At 52.8% G+C, this 15222-nt stretch carries 13 protein-coding genes; 1 reads left to right on the plus strand and 12 read right to left on the minus strand.

Features of this window, described 5'->3' with window-relative positions; translation table 11 throughout:
* The first annotated feature begins 48 nt into the window (after positions 1–48).
* Positions 49–480 carry a hypothetical protein gene (locus KP001_RS01615; protein ID WP_217287851.1) on the plus strand — a complete coding sequence of 144 codons (432 nt, stop codon included), beginning with the start codon at positions 49–51 and terminating at the stop codon, positions 478–480.
* Between the two features lie 597 nt (positions 481–1077).
* Here the strand turns inward: KP001_RS01615 and KP001_RS01620 are convergent.
* From KP001_RS01620 to KP001_RS01675, 12 genes are all read right to left on the minus strand, one after another.
* On the minus strand, positions 1078–2283 hold the full coding sequence (locus tag KP001_RS01620; protein ID WP_217287852.1) for a hypothetical protein: 1206 nt from the start codon (positions 2281–2283) through the stop codon (positions 1078–1080).
* Positions 2280–3224 (minus strand): DUF2157 domain-containing protein, encoded by a 945-nt coding sequence (locus tag KP001_RS01625; RefSeq protein ID WP_217287853.1) that lies wholly within the window; start codon positions 3222–3224, stop codon positions 2280–2282. Before KP001_RS01625 ends, KP001_RS01620 begins: the two co-directional genes overlap by 4 nt.
* 206 nt (positions 3225–3430) lie before the next feature.
* The gene (locus KP001_RS01630) at positions 3431–4165 is read right to left on the minus strand and encodes a hypothetical protein (RefSeq protein ID WP_217287854.1); all 735 of its coding nucleotides are present in this window, start codon (positions 4163–4165) and stop codon (positions 3431–3433) included.
* Between the two features lie 226 nt (positions 4166–4391).
* Positions 4392–4955: an ATP/GTP-binding protein gene (locus tag KP001_RS01635; protein WP_217287855.1), complete on the minus strand. Its 564-nt coding sequence runs from the start codon at positions 4953–4955 to the stop codon at positions 4392–4394.
* A complete protein-coding gene (locus KP001_RS01640) occupies positions 4888–6369 on the minus strand; it encodes a B12-binding domain-containing radical SAM protein (protein WP_217287856.1) in 1482 nt (493 codons plus the stop codon). The genes KP001_RS01635 and KP001_RS01640 overlap by 68 nt, the downstream gene beginning before the upstream one ends.
* A complete protein-coding gene (locus KP001_RS01645) occupies positions 6357–8078 on the minus strand; it encodes an HD domain-containing protein (RefSeq protein WP_217287857.1) in 1722 nt (573 codons plus the stop codon). The genes KP001_RS01640 and KP001_RS01645 overlap by 13 nt, the downstream gene beginning before the upstream one ends.
* A gap of 705 nt (positions 8079–8783) precedes the next feature.
* Positions 8784–9992: a M48 family metallopeptidase gene (locus KP001_RS22170; RefSeq protein ID WP_217287858.1), complete on the minus strand. Its 1209-nt coding sequence runs from the start codon at positions 9990–9992 to the stop codon at positions 8784–8786.
* Positions 9993–10474: 482 nt separating this feature from the next.
* Complete coding sequence (locus tag KP001_RS01655; protein WP_217287859.1) at positions 10475–11677, minus strand: hypothetical protein; 1203 nt, start codon at positions 11675–11677, stop codon at positions 10475–10477.
* Between the two features lie 427 nt (positions 11678–12104).
* Positions 12105–12527, minus strand: a complete 423-nt coding sequence (locus tag KP001_RS01660; RefSeq protein WP_367620610.1) for a tetratricopeptide repeat protein — start codon at positions 12525–12527, stop codon at positions 12105–12107.
* A gap of 164 nt (positions 12528–12691) precedes the next feature.
* Positions 12692–13549, minus strand: a complete 858-nt coding sequence (locus KP001_RS01665; RefSeq protein ID WP_217287861.1) for a hypothetical protein — start codon at positions 13547–13549, stop codon at positions 12692–12694.
* A 12-nt stretch (positions 13550–13561) separates the two neighbouring features.
* Entirely contained in the window at positions 13562–13969 is a 408-nt protein-coding gene (locus KP001_RS01670; protein WP_217287862.1) for a DUF350 domain-containing protein, read from the minus strand.
* Between the two features lies 1 nt (position 13970).
* Complete coding sequence (locus KP001_RS01675; protein ID WP_217287863.1) at positions 13971–15218, minus strand: hypothetical protein; 1248 nt, start codon at positions 15216–15218, stop codon at positions 13971–13973.
* Between the last annotated feature and the right edge of the window lie 4 nt (positions 15219–15222).

Raw genomic sequence — 15222 nt, forward strand, 5'->3', positions numbered from 1 at the left:
AGAAGAAGGGCCAGGGCTTTCGCTGAAGCGAAGCAAGGGAGGTGCGACGTGGGTTATCGGATTATACGGAACTACCGGAACATGCCCCCAACGAAGTTTCACGTCTTTGTGCAGAGGGTGGCAGCTGCGCTGGCTGACAAGACCAGGTTTCCCGATTCATTTTGGGAAGGGAGATTGGCGCTGCTCCAGGCGTTTCTGGCTGCAGTGGTCAAACACGATGCGGTGTATAACGAGTCCATCATGGGGAACAGGCTGTTGATTATGGAACGCGACGTACTCCAGGCGCAGCTCGTCATTTACCTCGACCAAATTGTTTTGCACCTCGAAATGGCCGCCATTTCGAGACCTGACGTGTACAGCGCCTCAGGATTTGACCTGAGCAAGGACAGAAGGGGACGCGGCCGGGGCAAGGCTGTAAATGCAGCACTCGGTGCAGCTCAGAGCGAGCCGGGAGAAGGGGAGGGCGGTACTTCATCTTGATGCCCGGCTCTCCGACGCAAAATAGCATTATCCCGCCTCTTTGCCAGGGGGTGTCCCTCGACACCCTCTATTTCATTCATCTTCCGCCAGTTTCCCTTCATTCCTGACAGCCCGTACGTCGTCGTCCGCGTCCAGCCCTTCTTTCCTGCCCCCGTTAATTCATAAATCGTCATTCAGATCTTGATAATCGCCATTTAAACTTAATCAAAGGAGAGTTGTACGATGTTAATCATGATTTACATGAGGTAAATCGTGATTGTTATCGTGTGAACGTTGATGCACGTCCCGTCAGGCAAGATAGATAAGTTGTAAATCTCCATTTAGTTGTTACAAATCTTGATCAATGAATTACAAATGGACGTGAGCAGGTTATATATCAACGTTTACGTGATACAAATCGTGATGCACGTGAACAAAATTAAGCTGAAAGCGAACTAAACGAAGATACACAAGAACTAAATAGAGGTGCTTGAGCCCAATCTTGATTTGCAGAGGGATTAAGGGGACGGAGTTGATCTGTTGACTATTCGTGCCGTTTTCTGCTCTCAGTCAACTAATCAACTCCGTCCCCTTTGCTTCCTTGCTTCCTGCGGATCACTAATAGCTGCCGGATGCGCCGCCTCCTCCGAAGGTACCACCGCCCGGTTGAAATCCTTTAGCCTGTGGCACATTGGCCGCCGGGGTGAGGGGCTGGATCGCCGCCAACGCCTCGGCATCGAGACCGTAGAGGCGCGGTTCAAGAAGCGGTTCGGCGGTAAAGGCGCCCCGGCAGCGCTTCGAACCGGCGCGCAGCCAGCGCAGCAGGCCGAACGCGAGACCCGCCAACAACAGTCCCGCTGCCGTCAACTCCTCGGCAAGATGCCCGAAATGTATGTAGTACTTGAGGGTGATGATCGACAGGATAGAGGAGACGACGCCGAACCAGAGGAGGGCCCGGTCGCGGCGGCCGATCCCCATCGCCAGGGCCGCCACCGGCAGGATGGCGGTAAGTAGCGCGCAGAGGGGATCGCTCCAGGGTAGCTGCCATTCTCCCGGAATCCAGCCGAGCCATTCCCGCCAGAGGAGGCGATGGGCAAAGAGGTTCACGTCGAGGTAGATTCCCGTCCAGGCCGCGAGGCGCATGCTCTCCAAAGACCATACGTATCCCCGGGGCAGGCTGTTTCGGCCAGTAAGCCGCAGCTGCGCCCAGATTGCCGCTGCGCCGAGCAGCAGCAAGAGGACGAGCCGGGACAGTCCCGGTGACTGCCAGAGGAGAACGTCCGCGAGATGGAAGGGAAGACCGGCGAGGGCGAGCATCGCCCCGAACGCGGCCAGGGCGTACCCGTAGCGGACCGTCAGCATGACCGCTCCGGCCAGGATGATGACGTGTGCCGCCAGCCAAGCCAGGCGCTCCGCGCTGTGCCCCCAGTGGTGAGCGGGGATGGCAACCGCCAGGGCAAGCATGCCGACCGCCAGCAGCAGCAGCGCCTCCTCGGCGCCGCAGCGGTAGAGGCGGCGGCCGGCAATGAGTTCGTGATCAGCGACCCAGGCGCAGAGCGGGGCGAAGATCAGGCACAATACGGTGAAGCCGTCTTCCTTGACATTGAACATAACAGCCGGCAGCGCCACCAGAGCCGCCACTACGACTGTGGTGAACAAGGCGAGGAGGATGCGGATAAAGACGTTCACCCGCACCAGTTCCGGCCGATAGCGCTCCGCCACCGCAGCGGCCTGCTCAGGGGTGATGATCCCGGCCTCCTGCCAGCGCCGCGCCTCCTCCACCACCGCCACCCGGCGCTCGCCTTTCTCATAGAGGCGTATCATTCGGCACTCCGAAAGCGGCGATGCAAGGCCACCAGGGCAGTCAGCAACGACGCCGCGCTGACCAGGAAGTAGAGTATGACCCCTTCACTGCTCCAGTGACCGCGATTGAACATGAAGCTGGTGATGCCGAGATAGCCATAAAGGACGGCGTACAGGAGAAAGGCGAAGCTGCGTTCCCGCAGGGCATAGAGGGCGCTGCCGCAGCCGGCCAGCAGCAGGCCGGCAAGATAGGCCAGACCGGTGGCGCGGGAGCCGATCCCGGCGACCAAGGCGGCGAGGAGTACGTTGACCCCGAGGTGCAGGTGGACGGGGAGGAAGTGGCGTTTCCAGCCGAGCCGGTTCTGTATTGCCCCCGCCGCCACAACCAGGGCTCCGAAGAAGAGGGCGTTGTCGCGAAGGGCGCCATCCCAAAGTCCTGCGCCGAGCAGGCTCGTCTTGACGCCGAGCCAGGCGCCGAGGGTGGAGAGGGCCAGGGATAGGACCAGGCGGTTGTCAAAATAGTGGGCGCAGAGGAGATACGTCAGGGCTGAGACCAGCAGCCACCAGTTCCAGTATTGGGCGAGGAGTTGGTAGCGGAGTTCCAGATAGCCCTGTAGCGTTCCGAGGAGGAGGCAGCCGAGCAGGAGGACATAGTCGTAAGCCGCGTCGGGGGGCGCTAGTTTTTCCCGAGAGAAGCCTCCGCCGTGGCGCAGGCAGTAGGCAAAACAACCCGCGCACCCCAGGGTAATGGCCGCGAGCAGGGTCAGGTGGCCGATGGAGGCAAAATGTTTGGCGACAAGCAGACCGAGTCCGGTGGTCAGGATCAGGATGCCGCCATAGAGAAGCAGCCGCAGTTCCCAATGCACCGAAAATAGCTCCCGATCGAAGATCCGGCGCAGCAGCGCCGCCTGCTCCCGGCTCAGGATTTCGCTACTCTCAAGATCATCCAGTGCCTCTTGCACCTTGCCTCCCTTCGTAACGTACTATCTATAACTCGTAGAATCCATCACACCGTTCGAGCCTGATCCTCCTACGACTGCACGTAGGATTAAGGGGACGGAGTTGATCTGTTGACTATTCCTGCCGTTTTCTGCTCTCAGTCAACTAATCAACTCCGTCCCCCTTGCTTCCCAGGAAACTTTGGAAGCCCAATGATTACATGAGTGTCCTATTTCATCCTCTCGATTATGCCCATTTCGTCAGTTCTGATAACTTGAATGGTTTTGCTGGGAGGGAAATTGATTATTGCAAATTTTTCATATACCCTCAGCACATTACAGTAAATAGGTTTCTGGTTATATTTCATAGTTACGAATCCTATATTTTTAGGTTTAGACACATCTTCGTTAGCTCGCTGCTGTCCAAAAAATGAAAAAATCATAGTGCCGAGTAGTAAAGCAAATGACATCAAGTATACATAGTTATTTTTTTTAGAATCTTTAAGCTTGTAAACAACCATCAGAACAAATGAACACAAACCCCCTAGTCCCCATGGAGCATCTGTTGCGCCATGATATGGTTGCTTTATATAAATAGCGCTGAGTAAAACCGATCCTATCAGTATGATTAAGTATATTGCGTATCTGACTACAACCGCGCCACTGCCAATTTTATTTATAAAGTATCTGATCAGCAAAATGACACATAGGATAATTATTCCCAAAAACATTGGCCCCAATAATAGTGGCAACCAAATCAAAGTGTTATTGAAATAATCTACAAATGAAAATGGCGGACAGACACTTTCAATCTTCAACGTTTCCAGATAGCTTCTCTCAAACATATATGAGCATATAGTTATCAAGCCTGTAAGCATGCCGAAATTATGTGCAATATATTTCAGCGGTGCTTTTTCAAAGTGTGTAATATTCACATCTGAATCTGACGGATTTGATTCGTTCATTACATTTTCCATTTATGTTTATTGGTACGCCAAGTGCGTAAGACACTCAGGGCTTATGTGTGATGAGAAGGGGGTGACGCGTAAGAAGGCTGGGGGAAGGCTCGGGGCTTGCCATGTTGCAAGGTGATGACAGAGATTGCAACTTCGCGAGCCTGACCCCAGCCTCCCAAATCTCAAAATATCAAGAACGTCCCCCGATGCCCCGTGGGGCTGACCCCTCTGACCCTTAAGTACCAATCTCCTGTAATGTGCCAATTACCGCATCGCACCTTTCCGATATATCAATGGCATTGAGGCACACCACACGGTGGCCCCAATCATGAAGGAGTTGACATATTCGAGAATTGATCCGTTGATGGAAGATCTTATGCTCAGAACGATAACCGTCACTTTCAAAAGGAATTAAGCCATAAGGAAAGTAGACGTGAAGGTCATACCGATTCGCTTCCTGGCGGCAAATTTCAACGAAAGCTTCCACCTCGCTTGCTGGCAACCCTGCAGCATCTCTTTCAAGCCAATATGCTGCTAAATCAATGAAAGATCGATCAGTGAAGTACCCGTCCCGTCCGTCTTCAAGTGCGAGTTTGCGTTCAAGGTAAGCATATTGAAAACTTCTGAGTTCTTCTGGTTGCATTCGGTCCATGCTTCCGAACCCCCTCTCGGCTAGAAGCCGTCGTGCATCGACTGTAATGAAAGCCGGCAGCAGAATGCAAAATCGTGGGTCAGTTTGGAGTCTTAATGCTAGAGTAGTCTTCCCCGTGCTGCTCGATCCTGTGAATGCAACTTTCACGAAAGTCTCCGTTTTTATATTTTAAGGGCAATTTTTTATTCGTGAGGCCTGCACTGCTTAGAACAAGTCGTGCTTCATCTGCAACGGCAGGCGGTAAGGACGCAAGGGACTCAGGAGTAAAATACCTCTGATGAAATTCATAAAAAAGCTCTTTCAGCTCATTTTTAGTCAGAAATTGGGACGGCATGACTGGTTCGCCATGAGTGGACTCCGCGAGTTCTGCAAGATGTGACGGCGAAATCAGACCGAGTGCAAGCGCTTCGTCGCAAAGAGGGGTGCCTGGATAGGGAACCATAAACGAGATGTGCGGAACGTGGGGGCCGAGTTGTTGCAACCGCGAAGCAAAATCCATCGAAGCGTTGACAGTTTCCCTAGTTTCTAGTGGAGCTCCAATAATCCAGTTTGTTCGTACTACATCGGCAGCAATGAGTGCAGTCACAACAGCCCGCTCACACACGTTAGTCTCGAACCCTTTTCGGTAAGTTTCTAGTATCGCGGGACTGCCACTTTCGATGCCAAGCCAAAGGCAACGGCAGCCTGCCCTTTTCAATAGAGGTGCGATTTTTTCACAACGCACGAGACTGTCGGGACGGACATTAGCGTCGAACTTTATTTTTAGTCCACGTTCAATAATCCCCTCAAGAAGGCATGCTAGATGGCTAGGTGAAGCTGCAAAATCGTCATCGGTGAAAAAGAAAGAGGAGAACCCTTTCGCACTGAAGTGTGCAATCGTCTCGACTACTTGAGCTACGGGTCGAAATGAAATCTGTTGCCGATCACGCGAGGCTAGGCAGTAGCTGCATCGTCCAGGGCAGCCACGCGAAAACTCTATGAGCATCCTATCGCCTTGATAGAGGTCTAGATTGTGAGCCAGCACTTCGAGTGGCCAAGGTTGTGCAGTTTGCAAATTGAATGCGTGAGGAAGGGTGGGAGCCTTCTTTCCTGGTACCCAAACATTTGGAAGTTCTGCCAGAGCCGACACTATCTCCATTCGGTTAGCGCCAGCCGCGAGCGCCTGCGCCAAAACGGCGATGGCAGACTCCCCGTCACCACGCACCATGGCATCAGCATTTGCTCCAGCGTTTAATGCCGATTGCCAGCTGTGGGTGACATACTTACCACCGAGAACAATCAAGACCTCAGGCATTTCGGTACGAATTACCTTCATCAACTCTAAGGCGGATGGAAAAGTAGGTGAGCAAACCGATATGCCAACTGCGTCTGGTTTACTCAAAACTAAGTATTCTACAACGTCCGCAGCATCCCATCCTAAAGACTCCGCGTCAACAACATCCACACGGACGTCTTTAATGGCCTGTACTTCGGCAGCAAGAGAGAGAAGCCCGGAGGGGACGCGACGTCTAGGCACCGCCCGCGTCTTGAACAAAGGAAGGATAAGCGTTAATTTTCGCATGAGAAAAACCTGTTGATATTCTGGACTGTTGCATCGATAGCCGCGTCTGCTGACTCTTTTGTCGGATATGTTTGCCAGATGGTGGCACCCGATCCTAGTTGGTGCTCGGAGTAAGAGACGAAGTATTTGATCGGCACAGCACCTTCCAGCCGACTGAACCTGCTGAGGTAAAGGATCCTTTCCGAACCGTCCGAGACTGGGAGCCGACAAATCGCATATGGTGTTGCGAACTCGTTCTGATCCCAAGGGAGGATACCCTGCTGTTCGATCGCAAGGTGAGCAAGGTCGTAAATGAAACGGCCCGGCATGGATTGGCAGTCCTGCAGAATAAGTACGCGGTCTCTGCGGTCAACAGCTGGCATTCGCCCTGCGAGCACACTCGTCCAGCCTTTCTCACTCGTGATGAAGGAATCAAGACTCCCGGATGCAACCCTGTTTATAAGCGACACGTAAGCATCGTTATCCGCCCGGGATTCAAAAAGTTCAAGTAACTCCAACCGGAGCCCACGTGCTGCAAGGAACTCTTTTCGACTGAAACTCCCACTAGACGTAAGCCAGTCATCGGCGTTGCATAATCCGGCAATTTTTGACCACTGAGCTGCGTGTTCTGCCAGTGCGTCGCCAGCAAAAAGTAAGCGTGCATCGCCGACCACAACGTCGACACCCTCATTTAAAAGAGCTGCAACTCTCTCAGATGTCTGCTCCAGCGGCGTGGCATAGACCCAGCGGCACTCTGGATTCTGCCGCACAATTTTCAGGAACTGCTGGATATTTTCCTCTGGAATATCCAATCCGAGAATAGCAATGAGCTTAAACTTCGAAAGGTCCAAATGCGGAACCGTCTTTTCCCAAAATTTCGGAGGAGAACCTGTGCGCTCCTTGTCGCAAATGACAGTAGTTGAGAAGCCAGCCATATCGAGGGCGCTCTTAGACATGCCGGCCTGTATGATGCCATGGGCATTACAATAGGAAAACACAGCTGCACCTCGCACTGTATTGAAAATGTGACCGGCGGAGGGACGTCTTCTGACAGGAATTAACTTTATTGGCCATGTGATCGGTGTGCCCAGCAGTTCGTCAACCAGTCGCTCTAGTTGCAGCCCCGCATGTGTCATTTGATCGACTAGAAGCTGCACTTCAGTTCCCATCTGGCTTGCATACAGCCTGACACCGAGGATACTTCGGACGCTAAGATGGTGCGGTGCTTGTGTTTGGTGGACGTGTGCGATAACAGGTTCCTGTTTTAAATAGTCCTCGGCCCGCCGATAATCTAGGTCCAATGCGTCCGCTAGACGCAAAAGTGACGCCAGAACGCCTGTGCGTATTCCACTCTCAGAATGAACCGCGTCAGCATCATAATCTCGTCGATGCCATTCGCATAAAGTGGATACTATTTCAGCTTCGACAGTAGTGAAAGGTAGCTTGGTTTCCTCAGCAAGCGCACGAACGAGCTCGGCGGAAACCACATGATGGTTTTCTCTGTCCTTTGCCATACCGATGTCATGTAGGAGCGCTGCGGCACAAACGAGGTCTCGCTCGTACACCGAGAGCGGAAGTAACGCGCACAAGCGACCAATGATCGCGTGAACGCGTTGTGCGTGCAGTGGGCCATGATCATTCATGCCTTTAGAAAGGGCGAGTGCTTTAGCACTAACCATGTAAGGAAGGCTTGCCACAAAGACTGCGCGTTCCTGAGATTGGTCGTACATTTCTAAGCTCCGGTCGTAACTATGTTTGTGGGGATTAAGGGGACGGAGTTGATCTGTTGACTATTCCTGCCGTTTTCTGCTCTCAGTCAACTAATCAACTCCGTCCCCCTTGCTTACAGCTTAGAAAAGAGGTGAACATTCTATAATCCGTCAGCCAACTGAATAAGCTGCTCTTTTACATTTGCGCGGCAGCTCCTTCCAACCTTCGCTGCACTACTGCATATCCCAGTTGCCATGCCTCAGGGACTGACAAGATAAACGCGTCAGGATGTTGCGATACCCAAGCCCTGAGGGGACGTTGTTAAGATTTTGATATTTGAGCAGTGTGGGCCAACAGGAACGCTTGAATGTTCACCCAGGCATCGAGGAAATTACAAAAATCAAAATATCAACAACGTCCCCCCTTGTCACCCCCTTGTCCGAAACGCTTGAATGTTCACCCAGGCATCAAGGGAATTACAAAAAACAAAATATCAACAACGTCCCCCCTGTCATACACCTCGATCAGGCACTGTCTCTATCTCTACGACCATGAGAAGTTCCCACGCATCCTGTCGAGAAGGAACAGGGAGCGTTTCGTCGCATGGTTGAAGGCCAACCAGCTGGCGTCCGAAACATAGCGGCCATGATCGCCTGTTTCTGATCCGTGGCCCCTTTGCGCTGGTTTTGGCGTGGTTTGCGTCCCACTTGGAGCTGCTAGACGATTCACGGCTGACTTGGTGCTATTCCACTTGGAGCGGGCACGTTCATCTTCATCGATCTCATTTGCGCGTTTTGGGCCTTTGCCCGGTACGCCGCGAACTGAGGTATGGCTATGGCGGCCAGAATGCCTATGATCGCGACCGTCACGAGGACGCCGCCGGCCGAGCCGCCTACGCCCATGCGGGGCATGAACATGGCGAAGAACCAAGCGAAAGAATTACGCGGGGGCGGGGCGACGAAAGGATTATTGACCCGGGCTGCACGCTTGACGAGCCAGGGGTAGTCGGAAATGAGCTCGTGCAGCGACATCCAGAAGCCCCTGCTTTGCTCGGTCTGATCAAGGTACGCGTCGATGTTCACCTCGGCCCAGAGCTTCTCGCCGGCGGAGAGGGCGATGAGCCCTTTCAGCGCGCTTTCGGTGCTGTCGCAGCAGGCCCTGCCGAATTGGTCACAGGTGTACTCGCGGGCGCGGGAGTAGGCGGCTCCTATCAGCGGGAACAGGCTTGCGGGCCAAAGAAACGGCGCCCATTGCAGGTGCTTCTGTTTGATGTGACCCAGTTCGTGGCCGATGTAGAAGTTGATGGAGTCGGGGCGGTCGGCCAGGGCGTGGATGACGTTCGAGTAGAGCACCACGAAGTTCCGGCCCAGGAACCTGGTGGCGAAGGCGTTGAGGAAGCCGCTGCCGTTGATCAGGTACGCCTCGGGCTGGTCGCTCAGGCCGAGCGTCTTGCAGCAGTGGAGATACCGGTTGTAAAGGTCGGGGAACTGGGTCGGCGAGAGCTTGATGCCGTTTCCTTTGAGGTGCGCTATGAGTGCGGACTGCCCGATTACGAGTGCGAGCGCGAACGCGGGGAGGAGGGCTAGAAACACCCCCTGCGTCATGAGCATGAGGCCGAGCCAGTAGACTACCGCGACTAGCGCCTGGATCTTGAACAGGGTGTTTTCACGGGGGTAGATGAGGGCGCCGACGTTGACGGGGCGGACGATGCCCGGGACTCTCGCTGCGCTTTCGTCCTGTGGCGCGCATTTGGCGTAGACCACGTGGCACTTCGGGCAGGAAGCGGCATCGAAGACGCTGTCGGACCCTTGCCTTTGGTAGCCGCACTTGGGGCACTTCGGGAGCTGTGTGTTTGTTGCGGATCCTTCCGCCATAAAGGCCGTCACGTCGTCCATCGCACCGGCCTGCAGCGCCGCGGCATCCCTTGAGAACACGAAGTTGGTTTTGCACCGGGGGCAACTGGTAACGGTTCCGTTGGGAGGACATTTGTCAAAGGGGACGGATTTACTCAGTCCGCACGAAGGACAGGTGACAGCGACCATGGGGGAAGACATTGCAAAGATCCTTTCATTTCACTGAAGCGGACAAAGAAAAAGCCTTTGATTACCAAAGGCCTGTCATTGTTGTTGAAGGTGTATACTAATACAAATAATCCACTGAATCAAAGTAAATTGATCCTTAGGACTACTGCTCCGGCAGAGTTTGCTTAGGACTTCAACCACCTCTTTCGCACGAAGACCCGGTTCTTTTCAGTCGTTATGGTAAGCCTAAATAATGGATTAAGGGGAATAAGGGGACGGAGTTGATCTATTGACTATTCCTGCCGTTTTCTGCTCTCAGTCAACTAATCAACTCCGTCCCTCTTGCTTCACGCCCCATTGATTGGTGTCGGTCCCGCTCGTGCTCCAGGTTCAGTTCAACCCTTCTTGCCAGACATGAGTGTAATCACGCCTTTCAAAAAATTTGTTTCCTGATTCCCTTTTTCCAATTCAACTGTAGATTCGCCTTTTGCAAGCTTAAAATTACGCTCTGTGTTTATTGCGGTATCTATTGACTTGTTGATAGATTCTTTGTTACCAAGTTTTAGTGCCATTTCTATACCAATCAACTTCAAGTCTATATTTGTGATTTCATTTTGAAAGTATTTTATATCATCAATACTGGACTTGTATATTCGCATAAAAAAGAAGGCAAAAAGTTCAATTATAAAAATGATTGAAATCCTACTAGAAATGGATGAAGCGAGCCAATAGCCATCTTTCCCGTTATGCTCATCACGTTTGATTTCAGTACTTGATGTGATCTTTTCTTTTGGTATGTTTGAAGAACTACGTGTTGTAGTAGGTTTAGTACTAGACGAAATGTTGGAGTACGGGATAGCTCTATCATGGGAATACATTGTTGGAGATTCCGAAATTATTAATGTTAATAATATACCAATACCTCCGACGGCGGTTGCGCCACCTATTATTAGATTGATACGTCCTCTTCGTTCTAGATCGTTTAATTCAGATTGCAACCGTTCTTTCACTGCCTTCATGTGAGACCTGATAAATGCAGATAAATCATCCCCTTTGATTTTCGCTTCTACTTTATTTTCAAGTGAAGTTATATATTCGGCTAGAGTTTCATCTTTTAGATTATTCAAAATTTCTGAGGCTAATTTTGCCTTGTCTTGGTCGTTTAGTGCTGGTGGTAACGCTTTCAGTTTCAGTTTAATTTTTTCAATATCTTGATCATAATTATTTGTTGTTATTTTGTTTTCAATGTACTGTTCTTGTAATTTATCCAATGACGTAAATAATATACTTAACTCATCTTTGTCGATTGTCTTTTCTTTAGTATTGAATCCGTATTTTAAGTAATAGTTTACAAATAATATCAGACCTGAAAATGTAACTGTAAAACCAGAGACTATAGAATATAACCTGTCTTTTCTTATCTCGCTAATTGATTTGTAAGTATCTGTAGAGGTGAAAAGGTAAGTGACATCCTGGTAGAAAGCCATTATGCAGATACCCAATAAAATAAATGCTATTGAAGATGTCAAAATAATTGTTTTAGAGTTCCGCCTTTTGTAAAAAGCGTCTGATATTTTTTCTTCTGTTTCATTTTTCAAAATCTTATCTCCTGTGTTGCCTCTGGTTGGCATAATTTTGGGCTTTATCTTGTTGCATTTAATTCTGCTGTACCACGATGCTGATCCTCTTTTTATCCCAAGATCAGTTTCTCTGGGTGCCGGCTATGCACCAACGGGCGCGGCCTTGACCGGCGGCGTCAGCCGTCCGCGTTGTAGGTCGTGGTTGGGATCTGCCGTCTCAATTGACTTCGATTACGCCTAATTACGTTCCCTTTCAGGATGTTATCAACTTGTCAAAAACGGTCCCATTGTCACATATTCGGCGTGAAGATACTGGGGGGATACTGCGGGACAAGCGATGAACATCTGCGATATATCACCCGGTCAATTTTCTGCGGTCATATCGCATGATCAAGTTGTCGACTTATCGATAGCCGGTCCCATTGCTCTTCCCGACCACTTCAACTCAGGCCAAGCGCTCTCGTATCTCAGTCGCACGCTCCGCAGCTTTGAGGGCGTCGTCGCTACACCCCATCCGCGAATATATCGCACCGAGGCTGCTGAGGCACCCGGCCCGTTTCGGCTGAAAGACATCGGGGGCGGCGCGGGTCAAACGCTCGTAGATTTCGTTCGCACTCTTCACAGACCGAAGGGCTTCGTCGAAACGCTCAATGGTCGCGTACATTATCCCTAGATTGTAAAGAGCCATGGCTAGATCCGGCTCGTAGGCGTCGGGGATGGCAAGGGCCTGATTCTCACGTATTTGGGCCGTGCGTTCAACTACCTTTATGCCTTCGTCTATCCGTCCAACCTCCAGCAGCATTCCTCCCAGGTCGTTCAGGCTGATAGCGAGGAGCGACTCGTAGACATCAGCGTCGATACTGGTCAGACGCTCATGTCATGAGGGATGTTGTTAAAATTTTGATATTTGAGCAGTGTGGCCAGCAGGAACGCTTGAATGTTCACCCAAGCATCGAGGGAAAATAAAAATATCAACAACGTCCCCCCCCTGTCCGTCCCTCTTGTATCCTGATTCTCGGGAGTTATTGCTCCCTATGCCTTCACTTCCAAAAATGCTTTCCCCTTTGTGCTCAACTTTGGTCGCCCTTTGTGCATGGAGACCAGGTCCAGCTTTACCAGTGCTCGAACAACATCGGCTGCTGATCTCCTCTCCAGATCGTGTAGAAGAGCTACCACACCTGAAGAATCTTGTACCGCCAACCGCTGCATCAACGTGATCGACGCCGTGATCTCTGATTCACCCATTCGGGCCCAAAGCCAACGGCTGCCGAAGATGGAGCCGTAGGATTCCAGGATCAGATGGGACACGGAGACGACAAAGCCAAGACCGATATGAGCACGATCGATATCGTCCTCTAAAGTGAGTGGGTTATCGACCAGTACCGGGCCAAAGGTCCAGCCGAGATAGTAGTCGTCATGGGGTTCGTAGGCGTGCCCGATGCAGCCGAGCATTGCGAGTGCCAGCAGGAGGTAAAGCGTCCAAAACCACGCCGGATGGCTCGCGGATAGTTGGGTGAAATAGCAGAGGGAGAGAAGGGCGCAGAATAAGCCGCCACCTATAAGCAACCACATGCTGTCATCACTTTTTTGCTGGTATGCCTCTTTCGGGCGGAGGAAGTAGGACGCGGCCATGAAACCGAGGCTGAGGTTTGCCCCGGTAATAAGAGATGCTCTGTACCCAAGGTGGTCGATGACCGGCAGGTCGACTAGCGCCAGCGCGAACAACAGGGTGAGAAGGAAGACCACCACTGCTACCGGTGTCAGCAGCACCGTCAAGGCAGCAAACACCAAGGCATCATGTCGCGCGCCATAGTAAGCTTCCCGCAGCCGAGACCTAAGGGTTGGAAGTATCTTCTGCTGTTCGTTCAGGTTAGTCTCCAGAAGGGACATTTTTACCCCTCATCAGTACGTCATACACGCCGCGTTCAGTACGCCCGCCACGCTGGAGAAGGCGGCGAGGAGAAGGGCGGAGGGGACTTTGCCGGCTTTTATGTCGTCGACGACGAACCCCAGCAGCTTGCGCAGAACGGAGAACACGAATAGCTGCACCATGGTGGCCATCAGGGCCCAGGCGGCCATGTCGGCCAGGTTCACGCTGTGCGCTATGACTATGGCTACCGGGATGGCGAAACCGATTAAGGCTCCGGTGAGACTTACCGCCGCAGCCATATTCCCCTCGCGGATCAGCCCGATCTCGTCATAGGGCGTGAACCGGATGTAGATCCAGGAAAAGAGGGCCAGGTAAACCATGGAGAGGACCAGGTAGATACCGTAGTTGATGATGATGCTGTGATTGAGCGCGAAGGCCATCCTAGATCCCTCCTTGTTGCGGGGTACGCTGGTTGTAAACCTGGCTCCAGGTCTGTGCCAGCCACACCGGTATCTTTACTTGGTCGGTGGAGGCGTTTTTCTCTTTCAGCACGAAGGACTGGGCGGCGGTCAGCGGGTAGAGCACGCCCAGATCTTCCTTGGCGATGGTTGCGGCGCGTTCGACGGTCCGCCCCTTGAACCGGAACTGGAAGGTAACTTTCAACGCCTCCGAGCATTCCTCGAGGTAGATCTCGCCGTGGCTATCGTAATAGGGGTAGGGGGCCTGGGCTATGGCGGGCAGTCCCAGCGCGGTGGCAACTTCATCGTTCACCCGTGACTGCAAAATCGACCCGGACGACCTGGTTTCGGCGATGGTGGCGCCGGTGCTGCTCCTGATGGTGTCGAAGACGTCCCTGCTCACCTCGACGGTCGACTCGGTGCTCGATACGGGGGGCGAATCCTTGCTGTTGTCCCAGGTGTAGCGAACCAGGGTCGCGAGATAGGCGGGACGGCTGTCGAGCACGTGCACCACCCACTCATCGGACTGGACCGCCTTCTCCCCGGTAAGCCTCTGCACCAGCCAGCGCAGCCGCTCGGCGCTTTTTTCGGCGGTCCGGGAATTGAGGTACAGTTCGCTGAAGGAGAGGGCGCCTCCCTCCTTTGCCCCTGCCAGTTCCTGCTTGATGCTCGCGACGAGGGTGCGGTCGCCTCCCTCCCGCAAGCTCTTCGGGTCTCCCAGGAGCGCTTCCGCCCGGCGCAACAGGTACTTGCTCTCGGACAGCTCCTTGTGCAGGCGCTCCTTCATGCCGGCACGGTCGATCGACGCGACCTGGATGTCCTCCATGTGCTCGGACAACCCCGCCATCTCCTCTTTCACTGTGTCGGCCACGTCCTGGCATGCGTCGAGGTCTTTCGCCCCTTCCTCGCACACCGTTTTCCTGGCCTCGTTGATCCTTGCCACACCCACGGAGATGGCCTGGCCCCATTTCTCACGGTCGGCCAACGGCTTTATCTCGGCCCACTCCTTCTTGGAGGAGAGGGCGGCGTACTCGCTCTGACACTGGGCGACCCCGGCTAGCGCCCCGGCACAGAACTGCCTGAGCTTCTCGTTGCGCTCCTGCCTTTCGTTGTAGAGGTTGGCGAGGTACACGCCGCCTATCGCGATACCTATCCCGATCACGCTGGCCATGACCCCGAAGTTGGAGAGCAGGCCGAACGAGTCGGTTTTCTTTTTCTTTGCCTTTGCCATGGAG

Origin of the sequence: Geomonas subterranea (assembly GCF_019063845.1) — a bacterium.
In the GTDB taxonomy this organism is placed as follows: Bacteria; Desulfobacterota; Desulfuromonadia; order Geobacterales; family Geobacteraceae; genus Geomonas; species Geomonas subterranea.

Excerpts from the sequence above, each read along its gene's own strand:
- KP001_RS01620 (WP_217287852.1), bottom strand. The coding sequence starts at position 2,283 with ATGATACGCCTCTATGAGAAAGGCGAGCGCCGGGTGGCGGTGGTGGAG.
- KP001_RS01630 (WP_217287854.1), bottom strand. The coding sequence starts at position 4,165 with ATGAACGAATCAAATCCGTCAGATTCAGATGTGAATATTACACACTTT.
- KP001_RS01640 (WP_217287856.1), bottom strand. The coding sequence starts at position 6,369 with ATGCGAAAATTAACGCTTATCCTTCCTTTGTTCAAGACGCGGGCGGTG.
- KP001_RS01645 (WP_217287857.1), bottom strand. The coding sequence starts at position 8,078 with ATGTACGACCAATCTCAGGAACGCGCAGTCTTTGTGGCAAGCCTTCCT.
- KP001_RS01665 (WP_217287861.1), bottom strand. The coding sequence starts at position 13,549 with ATGTCCCTTCTGGAGACTAACCTGAACGAACAGCAGAAGATACTTCCA.
- KP001_RS01670 (WP_217287862.1), bottom strand. The coding sequence starts at position 13,969 with ATGGCCTTCGCGCTCAATCACAGCATCATCATCAACTACGGTATCTAC.
- KP001_RS01675 (WP_217287863.1), bottom strand. The coding sequence starts at position 15,218 with ATGGCAAAGGCAAAGAAAAAGAAAACCGACTCGTTCGGCCTGCTCTCC.